Source organism: Streptomyces sp. NPDC015032 (assembly GCF_043080425.1).
Lineage (GTDB): Bacteria > Actinomycetota > Actinomycetes > Streptomycetales > Streptomycetaceae > Streptomyces.
The window spans coordinates 50,593-71,640 of record NZ_JBIBVN010000035.1; the positions used below are offsets into that span (position 1 = coordinate 50,593).

General features: G+C 69.2%; 19 protein-coding genes. 7 read left to right on the top strand and 12 right to left on the bottom strand.

All coding sequences use genetic code 11. The features are described from left to right. The first annotated feature begins 491 nt into the window (after positions 1–491). Positions 492–1,997, top strand: a complete 1,506-nt coding sequence (locus ACF08M_RS32925) for an ATP-binding protein (RefSeq protein WP_392188916.1) — start codon at positions 492–494, stop codon at positions 1,995–1,997. A gap of 71 nt (positions 1,998–2,068) precedes the next feature. Here ACF08M_RS32925 and ACF08M_RS32930 read toward each other — a convergent pair whose 3' ends face one another. The 3 genes from ACF08M_RS32930 to ACF08M_RS32940 form a co-directional block, all read right to left on the bottom strand. After that, positions 2,069–2,590, bottom strand: a complete 522-nt coding sequence (locus ACF08M_RS32930) for a Uma2 family endonuclease (RefSeq protein WP_392188942.1) — start codon at positions 2,588–2,590, stop codon at positions 2,069–2,071. Beyond that, entirely contained in the window at positions 2,551–2,931 is a 381-nt protein-coding gene (locus ACF08M_RS32935; RefSeq protein ID WP_392188945.1) for a hypothetical protein, read from the bottom strand. Before ACF08M_RS32935 ends, ACF08M_RS32930 begins: the two co-directional genes overlap by 40 nt. Before the next feature lie 267 nt (positions 2,932–3,198). Further along, positions 3,199–4,512 carry a nucleotide sugar dehydrogenase gene (locus tag ACF08M_RS32940; RefSeq protein WP_392188917.1) on the bottom strand — a complete coding sequence of 438 codons (1,314 nt, stop codon included), beginning with the start codon at positions 4,510–4,512 and terminating at the stop codon, positions 3,199–3,201. Between the two features lie 66 nt (positions 4,513–4,578). Here ACF08M_RS32940 and ACF08M_RS32945 point away from each other — a divergent pair, with 66 nt between their 5' ends. Then, positions 4,579–5,352: a glycosyltransferase family 2 protein gene (locus tag ACF08M_RS32945; RefSeq protein ID WP_392188918.1), complete on the top strand. Its 774-nt coding sequence runs from the start codon at positions 4,579–4,581 to the stop codon at positions 5,350–5,352. 40 nt (positions 5,353–5,392) lie between these two features. Here the strand turns inward: ACF08M_RS32945 and ACF08M_RS32950 are convergent, their stop codons facing one another. From ACF08M_RS32950 to ACF08M_RS32960, 3 genes are all read right to left on the bottom strand, one after another. Further along, a complete protein-coding gene (locus tag ACF08M_RS32950) occupies positions 5,393–6,235 on the bottom strand; it encodes a TauD/TfdA family dioxygenase (RefSeq protein ID WP_392188919.1) in 843 nt (280 codons plus the stop codon). 479 nt (positions 6,236–6,714) lie between these two features. Continuing rightward, complete coding sequence (locus ACF08M_RS32955; protein ID WP_392188920.1) at positions 6,715–7,248, bottom strand: NUDIX domain-containing protein; 534 nt, start codon at positions 7,246–7,248, stop codon at positions 6,715–6,717. A gap of 37 nt (positions 7,249–7,285) precedes the next feature. Then, positions 7,286–7,441, bottom strand: a complete 156-nt coding sequence (locus ACF08M_RS32960) for a hypothetical protein (RefSeq protein ID WP_392188921.1) — start codon at positions 7,439–7,441, stop codon at positions 7,286–7,288. Positions 7,442–8,140: 699 nt separating this feature from the next. Between ACF08M_RS32960 and ACF08M_RS32965 the strand changes: the two genes are divergently transcribed. Further along, on the top strand, positions 8,141–9,154 hold the full coding sequence (locus ACF08M_RS32965) for a DNA-binding protein (protein WP_392188922.1): 1,014 nt from the start codon (positions 8,141–8,143) through the stop codon (positions 9,152–9,154). Here ACF08M_RS32965 and ACF08M_RS32970 read toward each other — a convergent pair. Both ACF08M_RS32970 and ACF08M_RS32975 read right to left on the bottom strand, forming a co-directional pair. Further along, positions 9,151–10,164, bottom strand: coding sequence for an NAD-dependent epimerase/dehydratase family protein (locus tag ACF08M_RS32970; RefSeq protein ID WP_392188923.1), 1,014 nt, complete (start codon positions 10,162–10,164; stop codon positions 9,151–9,153). The two genes, ACF08M_RS32965 and ACF08M_RS32970, sit on opposite strands and share 4 nt — an antisense overlap. Before the next feature lie 155 nt (positions 10,165–10,319). After that, positions 10,320–10,457, bottom strand: coding sequence for a hypothetical protein (locus ACF08M_RS32975; protein WP_392188924.1), 138 nt, complete (start codon positions 10,455–10,457; stop codon positions 10,320–10,322). Between the two features lie 647 nt (positions 10,458–11,104). Between ACF08M_RS32975 and ACF08M_RS32980 the strand changes: the two genes are divergently transcribed. Together ACF08M_RS32980 and ACF08M_RS32985 are read left to right on the top strand one after the other, a co-directional pair. Further along, positions 11,105–11,932: an RNA polymerase sigma factor gene (locus ACF08M_RS32980; protein WP_392188943.1), complete on the top strand. Its 828-nt coding sequence runs from the start codon at positions 11,105–11,107 to the stop codon at positions 11,930–11,932. After that, positions 11,932–13,131, top strand: coding sequence for a hypothetical protein (locus ACF08M_RS32985; protein WP_392188925.1), 1,200 nt, complete (start codon positions 11,932–11,934; stop codon positions 13,129–13,131). Before ACF08M_RS32980 ends, ACF08M_RS32985 begins: the two co-directional genes overlap by 1 nt. Before the next feature lie 231 nt (positions 13,132–13,362). On the opposite strand, the gene ACF08M_RS32990 is transcribed toward ACF08M_RS32985, so the two are convergent. After that, positions 13,363–14,295: a L,D-transpeptidase family protein gene (locus ACF08M_RS32990; RefSeq protein WP_392188926.1), complete on the bottom strand. Its 933-nt coding sequence runs from the start codon at positions 14,293–14,295 to the stop codon at positions 13,363–13,365. A 241-nt stretch (positions 14,296–14,536) separates the two neighbouring features. On the opposite strand from ACF08M_RS32990, the gene ACF08M_RS32995 reads away from it, so the two are divergent. Further along, positions 14,537–16,117, top strand: coding sequence for a methylmalonyl-CoA mutase (locus tag ACF08M_RS32995; protein ID WP_392188927.1), 1,581 nt, complete (start codon positions 14,537–14,539; stop codon positions 16,115–16,117). 191 nt (positions 16,118–16,308) lie between these two features. Then, complete coding sequence (gene leuE, locus ACF08M_RS33000) at positions 16,309–16,974, top strand: leucine efflux protein LeuE (protein WP_392188928.1); 666 nt, start codon at positions 16,309–16,311, stop codon at positions 16,972–16,974. A 239-nt stretch (positions 16,975–17,213) separates the two neighbouring features. Here the strand turns inward: leuE and ACF08M_RS33005 are convergent, their stop codons facing one another. The 3 genes from ACF08M_RS33005 to ACF08M_RS33015 form a co-directional block, all read right to left on the bottom strand. After that, complete coding sequence (locus ACF08M_RS33005) at positions 17,214–18,287, bottom strand: acyltransferase family protein (protein ID WP_392188944.1); 1,074 nt, start codon at positions 18,285–18,287, stop codon at positions 17,214–17,216. A 359-nt stretch (positions 18,288–18,646) separates the two neighbouring features. After that, on the bottom strand, positions 18,647–20,032 hold the full coding sequence (locus tag ACF08M_RS33010; RefSeq protein WP_392188929.1) for a polysialyltransferase family glycosyltransferase: 1,386 nt from the start codon (positions 20,030–20,032) through the stop codon (positions 18,647–18,649). After that, the gene (locus tag ACF08M_RS33015; RefSeq protein WP_392188930.1) at positions 20,032–21,009 is read right to left on the bottom strand and encodes a glycosyltransferase family 2 protein; all 978 of its coding nucleotides are present in this window, start codon (positions 21,007–21,009) and stop codon (positions 20,032–20,034) included. Before ACF08M_RS33015 ends, ACF08M_RS33010 begins: the two co-directional genes overlap by 1 nt. Between the last annotated feature and the right edge of the window lie 39 nt (positions 21,010–21,048).

Here is a 21,048-nt window from a genome sequence, read left to right on the forward strand (position 1 = left end):
GGAGGACGAGGACGACCGGGACCGCCACCCCCGACGGGCCTGAGCCTTGAAAGGTCCTCTGAACAGGCATTATGTCGTCCGGGTGGAGGTTCTCGCATACTGTCTGGGGCGGTCTCTTCCCAGGCGCTTCTGACCGTTCCTGGCCGCTGTTGGTCATGCGTTGGTCATGCGCCCAACCGTCGGGTCGGCCCCTGCGCGGGCTGCCGTGCCAGAAGTCGCCATCATGCTGGGTGAGACGGCCCGCATGGTTCGTAACAGCGGTGACTCCTGGGGTTGTGGTGCGGATCGAGGGCGGCTTGCCCCGGAAGGGGAGGGCGGGGGAGCGCGTGGAGCCACGTCGGCCTGGCTTTGTTCGTCAGTGAAAGTGGTGAAGGCCGTCGTGCATCTGCCCGCGCATCCTGCCGTCGGGGCTCAGGGATCAATCCCAGTGCGACGCATTGTGTCGAAGTACACTTAGACGGGTTTCGTTCAGTCGGTGTGGAGGAGAGCGAGTGAAGAGAAGCCTGCTGACCAAGCCGGACGACGTGGTCGACCGGGACCGGGAGTGGGATCTGCTTGCGGAGTTCCTCGCTGATCCGGATCCGGCGATGCGGCTCGGCATTGTGTCGGGGCGGCGGCGGCATGGGAAGTCATACCTTCTGCAGGCCCTGTCCGATCAGGTCGGAGGCCTGTACGTCACAGCGGTCCGGGAGGAGGGGCGGCTGCCCGCGATCCAGCGGTTCAGTGACGCGGTCGCCGCCCATGCCGGCCTGAGGCCGGGGAGCCTGCGTCTGACCGACTGGCGTGATGTCCTGTCCAGTGCCCTTGATGTGACCGCCCGTTCGTCGCACCCGCTCCTGGTGATCGACGAATTGCCGTATTTGCTCCAGCACTCGCCTGAAATCCCGGGGCTGCTGCAACAGCTCTACGACGAGCGCCAGCGGGGCGTCCGGCCCGGCGCCGGGCCGGGTCCGCGGCTGATCCTGTGCGGCTCCGCGATGAGTGTCATGCACGAACTGCTCTCGGGGACCAAGCCGCTGCGGGGACGTGCCGTGGTCGATCTACGGCTGGGCGCCTTCGACTACCGTGGCAGCCGGGCCTTTTGGCAGATCGCCGACCCGCTGACCGCGCTGAAGGTGCACGCGGTCCTGGGCGGGGCCCCCGGCTACCGGCCGGTGGCTGCCCGGCCGCATCCGGACGACGGCTTCGACACTTGGCTTACCCGGACACTGCTCGACCCGGGGCGGGCAGTGTACTCACGTACCGAGACCGAGTACCTGCTGCGCGAGGACCCGAGGATCACGCAGCACACGCTGTACTACGACATCCTCACCGCGATCGCGCAAGGCGCTACCACCCCCAGCAAGATCGGTGCCGCCCTGGAGCGCCCGCGCAACGCCGTCGCTCACCCGCTCGGAGTGCTGGAATCCACCGGCTACATTCGGCGGGAACAGGACATCCTGCGCTCCAGGCACCCCGTCATCACGCTCGCTGACCCCGTCATCCGCTTCAACCAGCTCATCACCCTTCCACAGGCCGCCGCCGTGGACCGGGGCTTCGCCGAGCAGGTGTGGCAGCAGGCCGCTCCGACTTTCAACTCCAAGATCCTCGGGCCGCACTTCGAGGACCTGGCCCGCGACTTCACCCGTCGTTACGCCTACGCCCTGTTGCCCGGTGGGCTGCCTGGTCCAGTCGGTACCACCGAGGTCGCCGACCAGGCCGCCCGGACGAAGCACGAGGTCGATGTCATCGCCCTGGCCACTGGTGAGCGCCCGCAGGCTCCCCGCGCGAGGATCGCGCTGCTGGGCGAGGCCAAGGCGACCGCCGCCCGCCGAGGGACCGGTGACCTGGAGCGCTTGGAACGTATCCGTGCCCTGCTCGCGGATCAGGGGTACGACACCGCTGCCACGACTCTGGCCCTGTACTCCCTGCACGGCTTCTACCCCGACCTGGTTGACCTGGCCAACCGTCGTGACGACCTCCTCCTGGTCGATCTGCCCACCCTCTACACCAGTTGACACCAAGAACGGCCGGTCTTCGAACCGGGCGCTTGGGGGGTGGCCGACGGGTGCTCCTTGCCATGGCCCCTTCAGCTGCTTCGGGGAGGCGTGAGCTTGTTGAGGTCGAGACTGATCTCGAAGGGCACCGGGCGCTGCAGGGAGCCCCGGAAGATGCCGGCGGGGGCGTAGGCGCTCGTCGGTTCGTCGAGCTCGTACACGTGGACGGCGGGTGCGCCATCCTCGTCTTCGATGCACCAGTAGTGCGGGATGCCGGCTTCCGCGTATTTGTGGAGCTTGACTGTGCGGTCGCGGTGGGCGGACTCGGGGGAGACGACTTCCACGACGAGCTTCACGTGCTCCGGGGCGTACCGGGTGCGGTCGGCGTCGTAGGTCAAGTCCGTCAGCAGGAGGTCAGGCTCGGGGCGGTTTCGGGCATCGAGGCGAATCGTCATTTCTCGCTCGACCTCGATGCCGGTCGGTGCCTGTGTCATGAGCGTCGTGGTCAGGGCGGTGATGAGACGGCCGTGCCAGGACCGCGGGGGCGACATCATGAATACGAGGGCTCCGTCGATCAGCTCGGTGTGGCGCGGGGCCTCGGGGAGGTGGTCCAGGTCCTCCGAGGACTGGTGAGGGCGAGGTCGCGGCGGACCGTGCGCAGCGCGTACCGGAGATACGCCGGGTAGCGGGTCAGCTCGGGCGGGAAACCGCCGAACCCGTCCAGCCAGCCGAGCAGACCGGCGTCGTCCAGGTCCGAGACGCGCCGGCGCACCGGGGTGTGCGGTGCGCGCGCGGCGGACACGAGCAGCGCGCGGGGCGGGGTGAGGCCGCGCCGGGCGATGCACCATGCCCGGCGCGGAAAACGGCGAGTGACGGCGTGTGGAAGCTCGCGTTGGGGCCGGCGCAGCGCATTGGCCTGGGGCGGATCGGGCGAGTGCTCGGCTGTATTGGTCACGCATTGGTTGCGCATTGGTCACGGAGGGGTTCCGAACACCGGACAATTTCTGGTCAGAGCGGGGAAAAGCGAGGACGACCGGGGCCGCCACCACTGGCCTGAATGAGGCACAAAAAAGCCCATGACCAGGCATTTTGTCGTCCGATCAGGAACCTAGCCTGCTGCCGGGTCCGGGCCATTTCTGGGTGTTCCCGGCCGCTCGTGACGGCTGTTGGTCATGCGTTGGTCACGTGTCCAACCGGCCGGGGTGGACTCCAGCGCCGGCGCTTACAGGAGATCGATGTTCGCACCGGACAGTCGGTTCCGGCAGTCCAGCACGTACCGGGCATGCAGCTCCACCGCCTCGTAGTCGAATTCGTCGTGGTCGGCGAGCAGCACCACCGCGTCGGCCGTGGCCAGCTCCTCCGGCGTCGCCTCGACCCGACGGACGGCGGCGAACGGGTCGCCGTGCCGGTCGTGCTCGGCCGCCCGCTGCCCCGGAATGATCGGCTCGGGGGCGTGCACTCCGACCACCACGTGCGGATCGGCGGCCCGGACCTCGGCGCCCATCCGGGCCAGCAGTTCGACGACCCGCGCGGCCGGCGTCTCCCGCGCGTCGCCAGTGTTCTTCTTGTACGCGAGACCGAGCAGGAGCACCCGGGAGCCCTTCACCGAGCGCTGCCGCTCGTTGAGAGCCTCGCCCAGCCGGCGCACCACGTGGTCGGGCATGTGGCTGTTGACATCGTTGGCCAGCTCCACGAAGCGGAAGGGCTGGCCGAGCGTCCGCTCGACCCGCCAGGACAGGTACGAGGGGTCGATCGGTAGGCAGTGGCCGCCGACCCCCGGTCCGGGGGTGAAGCGCAGGAAGCCGAACGGCTTGGTGGCGGCGGCGTCAATCGCCTCCCAGACGTCGATGCCGAGGTCGTGCGCGAATATGGCGAGCTCGTTGACCAGGGCGATGTTCACGTGCCGGAAGGTGTTCTCCAGCAGCTTGGTCAGTTCGGCCTCCTTGCAGGAGGAGACCGGCACCGTGCGCTCGACCAGTTGCCCGTAGAAGCCGTCCACCACCGCCAGGCCCTCGGCCGTGGTGCCGGAGACCACCTTCGGGGTGTTCTCCAGTCTCCACCGCGGGTTGCCCGGGTCGATCCGCTCGGGGCTGTAGCCGAGGTGGAAGTCCTCGCCCACCCTCAGGCCAGAGCCCTCTTCCAGCAGCGGGGCGAGCAATTCCTCGGTAGTGCCCGGGTATGTCGTGGACTCCAGCACCACGGTGGCCCCGAGTCGCAGGTGCCGCGCAAGCAGCCGGGCCGACGACTCGATGTACGAGAGGTCGGGTACCCCGTCCCGGAGCGGGGTGGGCACGGTGATGATCGCGATGTCGAAGCCGGCCACGTCCCCGGCCTCTGCCGAGGGTACGTATGCCCCGTTGTCCAGGAGCGGTCGCAGCCGCTCGGCGGGAATGTCCTCCACGTATGACTCACCGACCGCTAACCGCTTGATCCGGCGATCGTCCACGTCGTAACCGATGACCCGGTGGCCCATCTCTGCGGCGCGTACGGCCAGCGGCAGCCCCACGTAGCCCTGGCCAGCGACAACAACATGCATGGCAGCTCCTACTACAATTCCAGTGTTTGAATGGACTGTCGTCTTTGCCTGGCAAGGAGAAGCGCTGTGCCCCTGGTGTCTGTCGTGATGCCCGTGTACAACTCGGCAGCGACTCTCGGCGCAGCGGTCCGGTCGGTGCTCACGCAGACCCACAGCGACCTGGAGCTGCTGATCACCGACGACAAGTCTTCCGATGGCTCCATGGACCTGCTCATGGAGTTCGCCCGGCAGGACAAGCGCGTCCTGCCGGAATCGGCACCGGAGCAGGGCGGTGCCGGCCGGGCACGCAACCTCGCAATTGAGCGGGCCCGGGGGGATTACGTCGCCTTTCTCGACAGCGACGACATGTGGCTTCCGGAGAAGACTGAGCGGCAAATCGAATTTGCTGAGGCGGGTAGCGCGCCGCTGACGTTCACCTCGTACTTCAAGATGGCCGCCGAGTACGAGGGCGGGAGCACCGACTTCATCCCGAACGGGCGCGTGGTCCGCGCGAGGGAACACGTGGACTACCGCGCGATGCTGGTCCGGGACCACATCGGCGCTCTGACCGCCATGTACGACCGCACCGTCCTCGGCACGCGACTGATGCCGGAGATGCGGAAGCGACAGGACTACGCCCTGTGGCTGTCGATCATGCGCGACGGCGCTGACGCCCGGGGTCTGCCCGAGCCGCTTGCCGTGTACAGATCCCACCAGGCGGGATCGCTGTCCTCCAACAAGTTGTCCCTGGTCCGGTACAACTGGGAGCTGTACCGCGAGCACGAGGGGCTGTCGGTCCCCCGGTCGACGCGGGCGCTGGCCGGCGCTGCGTGGCAGTCGCTGCGCAACTCGCGGATCTAGGACCCTCGGCGGGACCCAGCCAGGCGCCCGCCCGCACGACCTACGAGGCGCCCGGTTCCGCGGCGCCCCTGCCACGCAGGAACAGCTGGAGCAGAAGACGCCGATCCTCGGGCGTAACGTCGTGCTGACCGGCAGCGAGCGGTTCGCGGCCGTGCACCCAGCGGTGCTGGTTCACGATCAGGAAGTCGCCGCGCTGAAGCGTGAAGGAGACCTGACCGGCGACCATCTCGTCCGCAAGTTCCCTGGCCGCGTGGGCGTGTTCCTCGTCAAGGTCGAGTCCGGCTTCGGCGAGCATCTTGGCGGTGAACCGCACGAACCCGCGGCCTGCGGGTTCACCGTCCAGGATGGGGAACGGCTTGTACTCCTCGCCGACGTCGGACAGCTCGAAGAACGAGCCGTAGCTGTACGTCGCGCCGGCGAGGCGGGCACGGCTTGACGGCATTAAGCGCGATACGGCCGCGCGGGCGTCGGAGAGGATGCTCGCACCGGCACCGAGCGGGTCGGGCCGGACGCACAGAAGCGTCGTGTAGTCCGGTGGCCGGGTCACGTTGACCAAGTCCATGTGGAACGCGTTGTAGCCCACGCCGGTGGACATGCCGGGATTGGCGTCGAGGTTGGTCCCGAGCTCCTTCCACAGCGGCCACCGCTGGAAGGGCTGAAACGGGATCGCTACTTCGGCCAGAATCGCCGTCGCCAAGCGCAGGAACGGGTCCTCGAACCCCAGCGCCTCAGCGATGTTTCGCAGTCGTACGACGGCGTATCCGCCTGTCACCCCGTCCAGGGTGGAAAGGAGGAAACCCCGGAATTCATCGAACAGCGGAGCCGAGTCCAGCGCGGTCCGGTACCGCTCGATTGTGGACTCCGCCAGGAACGTTCCCTCCATGCTCCAAGCAGGAAGTGTGCTTCCGATCTTGATCAGGTCTTCTTCCAGCCCTCTCGGAAGGTCGATGAAGGCGTCCGTTTTCGCGATCTCCGGAATTGTGACTTTCCTTTCTGCGGATGCGCTTCGCCCGGTTGAGCGAAGCGTTGTTCGGCCCGCTGTCAGTCATGTGGTGGCCCAGCCGGGCGCGACCTCTGGCGGGGGTCTGGAGGGCAGGCCGGGCTGGGCGTCCACCCTCGGCAGGCACGGGCAGGCGGGTCGCCTGCGGAGGGTGGAGTCTGGGTGCGCTCGCTGGGGCGCAGGGCGGCGAATCTGCCCGGCAGCTTTCAGGCACTGGGCAGGGCATCAGGGACGGCGGCCTTGCCGCCTCCCGAGGTCTGCCGTAGCCCTTGGTCCCTATCCGCTGCCGAAAATTCCGAAGTAGAGCGCTGCCACGAGTGCGGCCAGGGCCACTACGTAGGCGACCTGTTCGGAGTGGTGCTTCACGTCAGCACTCCGAGGTACTGCCCGACACGCTCAGCGACCCCGGGGATGCCGACCTCGGTGAACGCAACCCAGCCCGCAAGCCTGGGGGCGATCACCGTCGGCCGGAGAACCTCCGAGTGGGCGCGGACGAGGAAGCGGAACCCGACGCGCAAGCGAGGGCCGTATTCAGGGGCCGCCGGCCGGGCGTCGATCAGGATGGGCCCTTCGAGGCCCGGCATGGTCCACACGCCGTAGAGCCCGGCCTCCTCGCGCAGCACGCGGAGTGCCACTTCGTCGAGAGAGTTGTCGCCGTCCTCCGGCAGGCCCTCCGCCAGCGCCCAGCGGGTCTCGTTCCGCAGAGCCAGAACCCGATCCTGCTCATCGACGACGATCGCTCCTGCCGTGATCATCGGGCACCTGCCGCCATGAGTGCACGAGCGGTTGCTGACGTGATCCCGCAGGGCGTCGTACAGCGGCATGAGCGCCATGCGTTCACCGGGGCGTTCGTGCATATAGCTGCTGAGCGTCTTGACGATGTCGCTGTCTCTCACCGCCACGGTGGTCCACTCCCATTCTCTCGGTGCCACATCACTTCGAGCGCTTCTCCTTGCAGCCGGGGCACTGGCACGGCGGCCACACGGAAGTCATCAGAAGGGGAGGCGGCTTCGTCTTGTCCATCCGGTATGTCTCCTGGATGTCAAAGGTCTTGCCGCCGTCCCGGGAGACCCTGATCGTCATGCTCATTCGGCCCGCCGCCTTCCCGCGGAGCAGTCCTCGTACGGGTGGCGCGGTCGGCAGCGGACCTGCCAGAAAGGAGGAGGCGCCGGCGGACTCTGCGAAGGCCGTTCCTGACTCAAGCGGCGAAACTTGACCACCGTCTGCACCTCCATCGCCACGTTCCGTTGTGGTGTGACGTAAAGCATCGGGGCAGCGGAATAACTTCTCCACGACTTGCGGCCGACACCTGAGGGTGCGTCATTGACGCTGAAGTCGCTGGGAGGACTTCGAGCTGACTTCTTGCCGTCAGGCCCTGGAACAGCCCATATCCGGGGTGCAGTTGGTGATATTCCAAAGGGAAGCTCGTCACGACCCGGGAGAGCCGGTATGACCGAAGACCAGGAAGAGACAATCTTGCGCGCACTCGCACGAAGAGAGCGCATCGAGTCGCACGCCCTGTTCCTCCCGAGATACGAGCAGACAGCGCGTCGATTAGGAGAGTTGAACGGGGACCCCAGGCTCAGCCGCGAGACGGTTGGTGCACGGCAGTGGACCCGTTGGCTCGGAGGCGGCGTTACTCCGCAGCCTTACGCCTGCCTGATTCTGGAAGAGATCTTCGGGCGACCGGTGGACCGGCTCATGGCTCCAGCGGGCGCGGGGCAGGCAATGGCCGAGCCCTCTCTCTCGGTAGTGCAGCACCCGCACATAACGGAAGAAGACCTGCTCATGACTGCAAACGACGCTGCCGCGCATGCCGGTGACGCCGCTTCCATGTTCCTCACCCCTGAGACCATCGAACTGCTTCGCAGCCAGCTCCGAAGCCTGGCACGCAACTACCACCGGAAGCCTGCTGCCGAGGTCTTCGTCAAGGCCAGGAACGTCCGCGACACCATCGAACGCCGGATGCCGCTCACCCACCGCCCAAGCCAGACCTCCGACCTGTTCCTCCTGGCCGGACAGTCGTGCGCGCTTCTGGCTTCCGCCGCCTTCGACCTCGGATCTCAGGACGCCGCAGAGACCCTGACCAGGGCCGCGCTCGCCTACGTCAGGCCTATCGACTATGCTCCGCTGCTCGCGTGGTGCGGAGGGAACCTCGCCCTGTTGGCCTACTGGGACGGTCGGCCGGCTGAGGCCCTGGAGCATGTCAGAGCCGCTCAGGCGCTCGCCACCTCCGGCACGGCGAAGCTCAGGCTCCACAGCATCGCCGCTCGCGCGCACGGGCACCTTGGCGAGCCCGAGCACGTCCGCTACGAACTGGAAGCCGCAGCACAGGTTGACAGGGATGTCCAGGACGACCACCACGACGGGATCGGCGGCGAGTTCGGATTCTCCCTGGAGCGCGCCGCCATGTCGGCCGGAAGCTCCTGGCTTCTGGTAGGCAGCGGCGCCGAAGCCGTCGAGGCGTCCTCGCGTGCGCTCGATCTGCTGCGGTCCAGGCCCGGCGAGCAGCATTCGGGCAAAGTCGAGATGGAGGCCACCGCAGACCTCGCGCTCGCCCAGCTCCTGAGCGGCGACCTGGAGTCCGCGGTGGCGACTCTGGGCCCGGTGTTCGAGTTGCCACCCGAGAAGCGAGTGGATGGCCTTCTGTCCCGGCTCAAGGGCGTGCGTGCACAGCTCATCGTCCCGGCGCTGCGTAGGCAGCGTGAGGCAACCGCGCTGGGGCATCAGCTCGAAGGGTTCGGGCGGGACTTCGCCAGGTCCACCCTGCCCGGAGCCCCTCGCTACGAAATCGGCAGCTAGCGAGCGTCCCAAGCAGCGAGCAGGGCGGCCTCCTTCTCTGCGGCCAGGCCGTGATGGGCCGCCCGCTCGTTGTCGACGGCGGTCTCCCCGGAGGTCAGCCACGACCAGGTGTCGATGACGGTTTCTGAGAGGGGCCGACAATCAAAACCCGCCTCCTGGGCGCGCACACCTGACACCGCCCACGTCCCCGGGTATGTCCTCCACAGCGGCAGTTCGGTCCACTGCTTCGCCCCGTGGTCGAGCAAGAAGCCGCCCTCCACCCACTCCAAGGCGGCGCCGGAGCCAGTGACCTCGATGCATGCCTGGAGGAAGCTCTCCATCGTCGCGTGATTCTTCGGGGCGGTCAGATTGAACACCTCGGCTTCCCGGGCGGCCAGCGCGCGGTCGCACGCGAACGTCGCTACATCGCGCGCATCCACCGGGGCAATGGGCTGGTCCGGATCGCCGGGAGCCAAGACGCGCCCACCGTGCTCTACACGCTTCAGCCACCAGGGGAGTCGGCCGACGTACTCCTCGGGCCCCAAGATCACACCTGGCCGCAGGATCGTGAGGAAGTCCCCGAGATTCGTCAGGGCTGCGTTCTCGGCATCGGCCTTGTCCAGGCCATAGGCCACGTTCACGTCGCTCGGAACGTCCGGCATCGGCCCGGCCTCGGACAGGGTCGGAAGATCCTCGTTGAGAGGCAGTAGCGGCCAGCCCGCGTACACCGAGACCGTAGACACATAGACGTATCGGCTCGTCGCCAGGGCGAGCGTCTGCGTCGCGCGGTCCACCACGTCCGCCGACATCCCAGATGTGTCGAAGATCGCATCCCAAGGACCAAGGCCGGACAGGTGGGAAAGGTCCGCCTGATTCGTTCGGTCACCCTGAATTGCGTGGACCCCCTCTGGGTTCCTGCCGGTCTTGCCACGGTTGAACACAGTCACGGACCAGCCGCGCCGCAGGGCCTCGACCGCGACGGCCCGACCGAGGAAGTGGGAGCCACCCATCACCAGAACGGAAGTCGTCATGGAGCACACGCTACGGGCCGCCCTCGTCACGTGCGCATGGGCTTCAGGCCGTTCCGTCGTCGGAAAGGGGCGGGCAGCATCCCCATGCCGCCACCCCACCGACTCGCTGCTCGGTCAGCTCACATTGCGATCTCCAATTCGTCGTAACTGTGGATCTAGTCAGTGCCATTGAGGTGCGCAGCGAGCTTGCCGACGCCGTGCTCCAGGCGGTAGCGCACGGCCCGGCCGGTCAGCGTCTTGCGTGCGGCGATCCGCCAGTCCTCCCCGTCGAGGGCGAAGCGCACGAATAGCATCCTCCTTTCGGGGAGGGTGAGTGGTGCCGTCGTCCAGCCGCGCCAGATGTCGGTGAGGCGAGCGAACAGGGCGCCGCCCGTGTTCGGGTCAACGGGTCCCTTTGGCATCCGGCGCCGTATCCACGACGGGCGTCACAGCAAGGTCACGAACGACCTGGAGGCGGGCGGGAACCCGGCGGAAGTTCCGCGAACGTGAGACAACGCTCGCCGGGCTGCACCATGCCCGGCGCGGAAAACGGCGAGTGACGGCGTGTGGAAGCTCGCGTTGGGAACGGCGCAGCGCATCGGCCTGGGGCGGATCGGGCGAGTGCTCGGCCGTATTGGTCGCGCATTGGTCGCGCATTGGTCACGGAGGGGTTCCGAACACCGGGCAATGTCTGGTCAGAGCGGGGAGGACGAGGACGACCGGGGCCGCCACCCCCCACAGGAGAGGCCCCGGTCGCCGTCCGCGGGGCCGTAGGACGACCCCGTACTCTTCTCAGCGCCGTCGCTGCGTTTTCTGTCACACCGCACCGTGTCGGAAGAATGTTGCGGGTTGTACAAGCCATGGACGCGGCCCCCGCGAAGGACGTAGCGTGCTGAGTCGCGCAGGGTGGCACGGCAGTGATGACCAGCTGCGATTCACGACAGCAGGACAGGTTGAGGGAGTGCTGGGGGACGACGCGGAGCTCACTGCCGCGGTACTCGCGGCGCAGGACGGGGACGAAGACGCCTTCCGTACTGTGTACCGCGCTGTGCAGCCGCGGCTGCTGGGCTACATACGGACGCTGGTGGGGGAGCCGGACGCCGAGGACGTGGCGTCCGAGTCGTGGCTGCAGATAGCGCGTGACCTCGGCCGGTTCAGTGGCGATGCCGACCGCTTCCGTGGCTGGGCGGCGCGGATAGCGCGCAATCGGGCCCTGGACCATCTGCGGATGCGTGGCAGGCGCCCCGCGGTCGGCGGCGACGAGTCGGAGCTGTCGGACCGGGCGGCCGAGTCCGACACCGCCGACGAGGCGATGGAGGCCCTGGCCACCGGCCGCACGATGTCGCTCATCGCCCAGCTGCCGCAGGATCAGGCCGAGGCCGTGGTGCTGCGCGTGGTCGTCGGGCTGGACGCGAAGAGCGCGGCGCAGACGCTGGGCAAACGGCCGGGGGCGGTACGCACCGCGGCGCACCGGGGGCTGAAGCGGCTGGCCGAGCTGTTGCGTATGGACAGCGCGGGTGGTGAGGACGGCCCGGGCGGTCCGGGCGGGCGCCACGGCGACAGTGGCAGCGGTGCCGAGGGTCGGGACGGCGGTGTCGAAGGCGACCCGGGCGTCTGTGCGGACGGGCCACCCGCGGGCGATCCGGCGGACTCGTCCGCCTCGCGCGGGAGCGCGGCGGGCGGGGCGGCGGAACTCGACGCCGTGCCCACCCAGCGCCCCTCCCGCAACGGTCCGGCGGCGCCGGCCGGTGTGACGCATTCGCGTCTGTCGACGCAGAAGGACATGTGATGGCCGACGAGCACTACGAATGGCTTGACAAGGACGCGGCGGAGAGATTGCTCCGCGGCGAGCCGGTCGATCCCGTCGGCGGCCACGCGTGTACGGAAGCGGAGATGCTCGCGGCGGCGCTGGACGCCGCGGCGCGCGCCGCCCGCCCGGCCACCGGCGAACTGCCGGGCGAGGCCGCGGCGCTGGCCGCCTTCCGCACCGCCACGCACTCCGCACGCGCGTCATCACGGGCGGCGAACCCGCAGGTGAAGGGGGACGTCGAGGAGACGGTCGAGCCGGCACGGAACGACGTACTGGAACCGGTACACATCCGGCCGGCCTCCGGCAACACCGCACCGGCCACCTCCGTCTCGGCCGCGGGGCCCCGCCGTACCCGCCCGCTGCGCTGGAGCCGGCCCGTTCGCTTCGGCCTGGTCGCCTCCTTCGCGGGCTGTGCGCTCGGCGGGGTGGCGGTGGCCGCGGGCGCCGGAATGCTCCCCGGACCGTTCGGCGGGCACGACCCCGCACCGGCCACCTCCGTCTCGGCCGCGGCGACGCCCGAGGACCTCGGCTCGGGGGCCATCACCGACGAGACCCCGCTGCCGTCGCCGCTCGACTCCCCGGACGCCGATCCCTCCTCGCCCTCGGCGGACCCCTCCGCCCCCGGCGGCCGACGGGACAGCGGCAAGGGGCAGAACCCCAAGGGCGATGACAACCGGAAGCCCGGTGGCGCCGCGAACGGGTCGTCGAAGGGCACCGGGAACGGCAAGGCTCCCGGGGGCTCCGAAGGTGTCACCGGCGGAGGCTGGTACACGAAGGCGCTCAAGGCCTGCCGCGCCTACCGCGACGGCAGCCTGGACGACGAGAGCAGGCAAAAGCTCGAAGAGCTGGCGAAGGGCGCCCGCAATCTGGACCGGTTCTGCGACCGCGTGATCGCCAGAGCGGGGAAGGGCGGCCAGGGAAACCAGGGCAGCGGCGGCGGCAACGGCAACAGCGGCGGCAACGGCAACAGCGGCGGCAACGGCAACAGCGACGGCAACGGCGGCGGCGACGAGCAGAGCGACGACCGCGATGCGAACGGGGAGGGCGGAGAGAAATCCGGCGCGCTCCCGCCGATCCGGTTCACCACCACCCCGTCGCCGTCGGCCTCGGACTCGTCTCCCGCCACCCCGCCGGCATCAAACCGGGCGGCGCGCGCGGCCACGCCTTCATCCCGCTGAGCGCCTGCGCGCCGGCCCGTTTCACGCCGTCCACTAGCGGGTGCGACGTCAGGGTGTGACGTTTTTCGAGCCCCCGACGCAGTACGGAATGAGCCGACTGGTCATCGGCTGCGCACAGAGCCGGGGGTTCCCCCCGTACCCACGGCTCAGCGCATGTGGCGCGGGCGGGACACGTTCCCCCGGTCCCGTCCGCGCCCCTCTTCCCTTCGGCTCTCTCCGGCCGGAGAGGCCCTATCCGTGAACGACGACCTTGTCGCCCGTCTTCACCTGGGCGAAGAGCGAGGCGATCTTCCCCTCGTCCCGGACGTTGACGCAGCCGTGCGAGGCGCCGTTGTAGCCACGGGCCGCGAAGTCCGCCGAGTAGTGCACCGCCTGGCCGCCGCTGAAGAACATCGCATACGGCATGGCCGTGTGATAGATCGTCGACACGTGGTGCCGGGACTTCCAGTAGACGGAGAAGGTGCCCTCGCGGGTCGGCGTGTACTGGGAGCCGAAGCGGACGTCCATCGACGAGACGACGCGGCCGTCGATCATCCAGGACAGCGTCCGGCTGTTCTTGCTGAGGCAGAGCACCCGCCCCGTCATGCAGCGCTTGTCCGGCTTGGCCACCGGCACGGTGGTCGGCGGGTTCAGTTCGGCCGCGGTCGGCTCGTGCGTCATGCCGAGCAGTCTCTGCCAGGTGACGGTGTCCGTCCTGCCCGTGGTGGAGAGACCGCGCTTGCCCTGGAAGGACCGGACGGCGGCGGCCGTGAGGGTGCCGTAGTAGCCGGTGGGGGAGCGGTCGAAGTGGCCGATCTGCCTTAGCCGGGCCTGCAGTTCCCGCACCTGCTTGCCCTGGGAGCCGCTCGACATCAGCGTCGTGCCCTGCGGGTCCGGCTCCGGGGTGGGCTTCGCCGTCGCCGCGGGGGCCTTCGCGGACGGCGACGGTGACGACGCGTCCGGCGAGGGCGACTGCCGGGCGGCGGGCCGGGCGTCGTCGGTCGCCGTGGCCCGGGGTGGTGCCGCCGGTGCCTCCGCCGCGCCGTCGGCGGGCTGCGCCTTGCAGCCCGCGGTCGCGGCGGTCATGGCGGTCACGGCGAGAACGGCGAGCGTCGCCGCGGCCGTCTTCCCCGGCCGGCCCCGTGTTGCGCGCCGTGCCGTGCTTCCGGTGGTGCTGCCTATCATCTCGGCCCCCTGCTTCTCCGGGTTTCTCCGGTGTCCCCTTGGACGGATTCCCGTTCTGCCCGGTTGCCAAAGCCCGCGCATGATGGGGAGAGCGGCGAAGTGGTCCGCGGCGGAGGGCTGTGAGCAAGGTCCCAGTACGTGTCCCTCCACCGGTCCCGTACCCGTCGCTACAGTCCGTCGCGGGAATTCTTTGTTACCAATAAGTAGTTCTATTGAGCGGCTTCAGCGGGAGGCACAGCACATGACGCGCGAGTCGGAGTCGGGACTGCCCATCGAGCCGGTGTACGGGCCGGACGCACTCGACGGGTGGGACCCCGACGACAAGCTGGGAGAGCCGGGCGCCTACCCCTTCACGCGCGGCGTCTACCCCACGATGTACACCGGCCGGCCGTGGACGATGCGCCAGTACGCGGGTTTCGGCACGGCCGCGGAATCCAACGCCCGCTACCAGCAGTTGATCGCCAACGGCACGATGGGTCTCTCCGTCGCCTTCGACCTGCCCACCCAGATGGGCCACGACTCCGACGCGGCGATCGCGTCCGGCGAGGTCGGCAAGGTCGGGGTCGCGATCGACTCGATCGACGACATGCGGGTCCTGTTCGACGGCATCCCGCTGGACAAGGTCTCCACGTCCATGACGATCAACGCCCCGGCCGCGCTCCTCCTCCTGATGTACCAGCTGGTGGGCGAGGAGCAGGGCGTCCCGGCTCAGAAGCTCACCGGCACCATCCAGAACGATGTGCTCAAGGAGTACATCGCGCGCGGCACGTACATCTTCCCGCCCAAGCCGTCGCTCCGGCTGATCGCCGACATCTTCAAGTACTGCCAGGCCGAGATCCCGAAGTGGAACACCATCTCGATCTCCGGCTACCACATGGCGGAGGCGGGTGCCTCGCCCGCGCAGGAGATCGCGTTCACCCTCGCGGACGGCATCGAGTACGTCCGTACCGCCGTCGCCGCCGGCATGGACGTCGACGACTTCGCCCCCCGCCTCTCCTTCTTCTTCGTCGCCCGCACGACCATCCTCGAAGAGGTCGCCAAGTTCCGTGCCGCCCGCCGGATCTGGGCGAGGGTGATGAAGGAGGAGTTCGGCGCGGAGAACCCCAAGTCGATGATGCTGCGCTTCCACACGCAGACCGCGGGCGTCCAGCTCACCGCCCAGCAGCCCGAGGTCAACCTGGTCCGGGTGGCCGTCCAGGGCCTGGCCGCGGTCCTCGGCGGCACGCAGTCGCTGCACACCAACTCCTTCGACGAGGCGATCGCCCTCCCGACCGACAAGTCCGCCCGCCTCGCGCTCCGTACCCAGCAGGTCCTGGCGTACGAGACGGACGTCACCGCGACCGTCGACCCGTTCGCCGGTTCCTACGTCGTCGAGAAGATGACCGATGCCGTCGAAGCTGCGGCCGCGGATCTCATGCGCAAGGTCGAGGACATGGGCGGTGCGGTCAGCGCGATCGAGCGCGGCTTCCAGAAGTCCGAGATCGAGCGCAGCGCGTACCGCATCGCCCTGGAGACCGACAGCGCCGAGCGCGTCGTGGTCGGCGTCAACCGCTTCCAGCTCGACGAGGAGGAGCCCTACGAGCCGCTCCGCGTCGACCCCGCGATCGAGGCCCGGCAAGCGGCCCGACTGGCGGAACTCCGTGCCGAACGCGACCAGGGCGCGGTGGACGCGGCACTGGCGCAGCTGCGGAAGGCCGCCGAGAGCACGGACAACGTCCTGTACCCGATGAAGGACGCCCTCAAGGCGCGGGCGACGGTGGGCGAGGTCTGCAACGCCCTGCGCGACGTGTGGGGGGCATACGAGCCGTCGGACGCGTTCTGAGGCTCTGCGGCGGACTTCGCCCGGGCGGGCTTTCCGGCCCACGCCGGGGCCGGCCGCGGGCCTCTCGCGGACCGCCTCCCCGACGGTGTCGCGGGCCGCCTCCCCGACGGTGTCGAGGACCGGCCCCGAATCTCCCCGAACTCCCCAAACGGAGTGTCGAGGTGTTGTACCCGCGTGCGACACTCCGTTCCATGCTGGGTGTCACCGACCTTCCGACCTACCTCGCCGGCCTGCTGCTGATCGTTCTTCTGCCGGGGCCGAATTCGCTGTACGTGCTGTCCGTTGCCGCCCGACGGGGTGTGCGGACCGGCTATGTGGCCGCGGCCGGGGTGTGGACCGGGGACACCGTGCTGATGACGCTGTCCGCGCTCGGGGCCTCGTCACTGCTGCGGACGACGCCGGTGCTGTTCGCCATCGTCAAGTTCGCGGGTGCGGGCTATCTGACCTGGCTGGCGATCGGCATGCTGCGGGCCGCGGTGGCCATGTGGCGCGAGCGGCACCGGCGGGTGGCCGAGCTGACCGATGAGGCCGCCGGACCCGAGGCCGCCGCGGCGATGGAGCGGCCGTACCGGCGGGCGCTGGTGGTCAGCCTCTTCAACCCGAAGGCGATCCTTTTCCTGATCTCGTTCTTCGTGCAGTTCGTCGACCCCGGCTACGCCTATCCGGTGCTGTCCTTCCTGGTGCTGGGCGCCCTGCTGCAGATCGCCAGCTTCCTCTATCTGTCGATGCTGATATTCGGCGGCACCCGACTGTCCGCCGCGTTCCGCCGCCGCAGGCGGCTGTCGGCGGGGGCCACTTCGGCGGCCGGTCTGCTGTTCCTCGGTTTCGCGGCGAAGCTCTCGCTCAGCAGCGTGTGACCGCGGCGACGCCGAGCGGGGCCAGGTATGCGGCCGGCGCGGAGAGCTTCGCGAACTACGACGAACGCTTCGAGGACGGCCTGCGGCCGTCGACCGTCACACCGGGCCGGCAGCCCCAACCGAACGCTCAGCCACCGATTACCGCCGAATTACCGCCGAAGCGGGATGCGTCCAAACGTTCTCCACGCCTTCAAGGCGCCCCGCCGGCACGGCCGTCCTTCGGTACCGTCATGCCCCGCTCACGCCCCCATGCGCAACGCCGCGTGCAACCGGGCGCTCTGGGCGGTCATCGCTCGCTTCAGGCGCGGGCCGACCGGCTTCTCCACGTACCGGTGGATCAGCCAGGCGAGGATCAGCAGCGAGCCGACCGCGCCGAGCAGTGTCGGGACCGGGGACAGGCCCCAGCCGCGGTGCAGGATCCGGATGGCGAACCAGCCGAGATGTTCGTGCACCAGGTAGAACGGGTAGGTGAGGGCGCCGGCGACGGTGAGCCAGCGCCAGTTCGCCCAGCGCAGCCACCCCAGGGCCACCGCTGCGACCGAGAGGAAGGCGGCGGCGACGATCAGTTGGATCACGTACGGGGAGCGGTGGAAGTCGCCGTCCATGCCCGGGTGCCAGAGCGCGGTGACGGAGTAGCGCTGGCCGAGGAGAAAGCTCATCACGACAATTCCCCACAGCAGCAGGTCGCTGCCGTACCGGTGGATCAGGTACAGGGCCAGGCCGCCGATGAAGAACGGCGCGTGGTCGCGCATGACCAGTTCGTCCGTCAGCGGGGTCCGGGCGACCCGGGAGAGCACCCCCGCGAACGTCCACAGACAGCAGAAGGTCACCACCCTGCGGTAGGTGACACCACGCCGGACGACGAAGAGCGCGAACAGGACGTAGAAGCGCAGCTCGACCCAGAGCGTCCAGCACACGCCCAGCACCCGGTCCGCGCCCATGGGCTGCTGCAGCATCGTCAGGTTGAGCAGCAGTTCGTCCGAGCGCAGCGGCTTCACGACGACCGGCAGGACGCACGCGGCCGCCGTCACGAGGACGATCGCGGCCCAGTACGCCGGGTAGAGGCGGGCGACCCTGGACCGGAAGAAATCGCCCAGCGAGCGCCCCCAGCTGCTCATGCAGATGACGAAGCCGCTGATGACGAAGAAGAACTGCACCCCGAGACAGCCGTAGACAGCCCCCTGGGAGAGGGTCGGGAACATCTGGCCCGGCGACTGCCCCCAGGACTGGGCGACCGGGCCGTCCTTCCCCGCGAAGTGGTACAGGCAGACCATCAGGGCGGCCAGGATGCGCAGTCCGTCCAGCGCCCGCATCCGGCCTGCGCCCGCGCCGGGGCGCGGGTTGCCCGGGGCGGGGGGTGCGGACGGAGCGGGTGTTGCGGCAGCCGCAGCGGACCGGGTTGTCGTGGGCGCTTCGGCCACGGGGATGCTCCTCTCCCGGGACAGGCCGGGACATGTGGAATCACTGGAACCGGCCTGCCCCGGGGGCGCCCGCGGGGACGGCCGGGCCCGCTGCCGTGCCGGGGACGGCCGGAGGAATGCCGCCAGCGGGTGGGGAAGCACGGGCGGAGGATCGTCGTCAGCGGGCGGCGGAGCACGGGCGGAGGATCGTCGTCAGCGGGCGGCGGAGCACGGCCGGACCCGCCGACCACCTCGTCCGACGGCAGGGCGGGTCAGCCCGCCGCCGCCCGTTTCAGGGTGCGGGCCCTGCGGGCGATCCGGCGCACCGTCGCGTTGCGCGGGATGAACGCGAGCTGCGCGGGTACGGCGCCGGGCAGCCCCAGCGCGGTCAGCCGACGCCGTTTGAAGTATCGCCAGAGGTGGTCGCGGTGCCCTGTGAGATACCGCTCGGCCTCAGGGCGCAGCGCGGCCTGGATCTGCGGTTGCATGGCGTAGCCGACTGCGCTGATCAGGCCGGTCGGTTCGCCGCGGATTTCTTCGGCGGAAGGCAGCGACCATTCGGCGACCGCGGACGGGTCCTCCAGGTCGGGCAGGAGCGCGTCGACGATCGTCAGCGGGATGCGGTTGCTGTTCTGGTACGGGGCGAGCCGTTCCAGCAGGGGGCCGGTGCCGACACGGGCGACCGGGAGCCCGTAGAACGAGGCGGCGGTCAGCAGCGCGGTGGAGAAGCAGCCGACGACCAGGGCGGGACGCATGGTTTCGAACAGCGTCTCGGCGAGGACCGGGCTGTCGAGAACGGTGAGGTCGGCGCCGAGCCGTTCCGCCTCCTGCTCCAGCGACCGCGCCCACTGGGCGGGCGCGCTGGGGTGCGGCTTGAAGACGACCCGGGTGTGGCCGAGGGCGACGGCGCCGCGCAGCATCCGCGCATGCAGGTCCTCCTCCTGCTGGGGCGTGAGAATGCCCAGCGTGGAGAGGTACTGACCGAGCAGCAGGGCCGGGGCGGGGCCGCCGTCGGGGCCGGGGACGTCCGCCGGTCCGGCGAGCTCGTCCAGCACCTTCAGGAAGACATCCGTCGGGACGATCTCCGACTCGACGCCGAACTCGGTGAGCAGCAGCGGCCGCAGGCCCGGCACCAGGTCCAGGTGGAGCAGCCGGCGGATGCGGGTGCCGACCAGCTGGTCGAGCTTGCTGCGGGTCGGCCCGTAGCTCATCAGCCCGTCGGCGTAGATGTGCACCGGGCTGTCGCCGAAGATCACCGCGAGGGCCTGGGCGGGGTTGGCCTGGATGGACTCGCAGGCGATCTCGACCCGTTCGTCACCGAGGTGCCATGCCCGGCGTACGGCCCGCTCCCACAGCGAGGCGTCCTGTTCCCGGGGCGACCAGCCCGCCGGGTGGAACGGCCGGATGAATTCGTTCCAGGAATGCACCGTGTCGAATTCGGACTCCAGTTTCTCGAATCCGGGCCTGCGATGGAGTGGTGTGCCCAGTTCGGGAGAGGGTGAGGTATCGCTCACGACAAGGATGCGCCGGTGTTCCGAGCGCGGACCGAACTGGCCCGCGCGCAATGCCGCGACGAGTGTGGCGGCGGCGTACTGCGTGCACGCGGAGAAGACCTGGGTGGTGGACCGGCCGACCGGCGCGGTGTACATGCCGGACATCAGGCCGCGACCTCCCGGGAAACGGAACGGCGGCGTACCCGGCGCAACTGGTCCGCACGGCGGTCGCCCAGCGAATTCAGCGTATCGGCGAGAATGTCCTGGGGCATGCGCCGCAGAGAAGCCGCACTCATGGAGCGCAATTTCCGTGCCACTGCTGGTTCGAACCTTTCGATGGATTCCAAGTGGTGCGCCATCACCGCGCAATAGGTCCGCACCGCCTTCGGCAGCAGCCGGTCCGCCTCCGGATCCCGCGCGGTCTCTTCGAGCACCTGGTCGAAGGCCCGGATGAAGTCGAGCTGGCGCACGTCGCCGATCTGGGTGAGCGACGACGCCACCCCGCGCCGGTAGAAAACCCCCGGCAGGCCGACCACCGCGAACGATTCGGCCTGGCGGTGCAGGCGCCAGATCCAGGGCCGGTCCTCGGCCGTGCGCAGCCCGTCCCGGAAGCGGAGCAGCCCCGACTCCACGAGCCTGCGGTGATACGCACCGGCCCAGGCGTAGGCGTAGTCCACGGGCGTCGACCGGTCGGACGGCAGGATCACGTCGCGCGGCCGCATGACGGTGTTGCGCAGACCGTGCGGGACCTGATGGACGGTGCGCGCCCGGTCCGTGAACTGCACATGGTCCGTACGGACGAAGTCGCACCCCAGCTCCGTGATGGCGGCCAGCAGCTGCTCGTAGTGGCCGGGAACGACCCAGTCGTCGCCGTCGAGAAAGGTGAGGTACTCGCCGCGCGCCGCATCGATCCCCGTATTGCGTGCGGTGGCCAGGCCCCCGTTCTTCTCGTGTCTGACCAGGACGGCACCGGGGATCTCGCGCTCGGCGCGCTGGAGGATCTCCGGAGTCCCGTCGGTCGAACAGTCGTCGACGAAGATGAATTCGAAATCATTTCGAGCATTGGCCCGCAGACTTCGCAAGGTATCGGGGGCATATGTCCGCACGTTGTAGAACGGCACGATGACGGAGAGCTTAACCACGCGTCACACGCTAGGTGGAGGCCCGTTATTTGCCTTGGC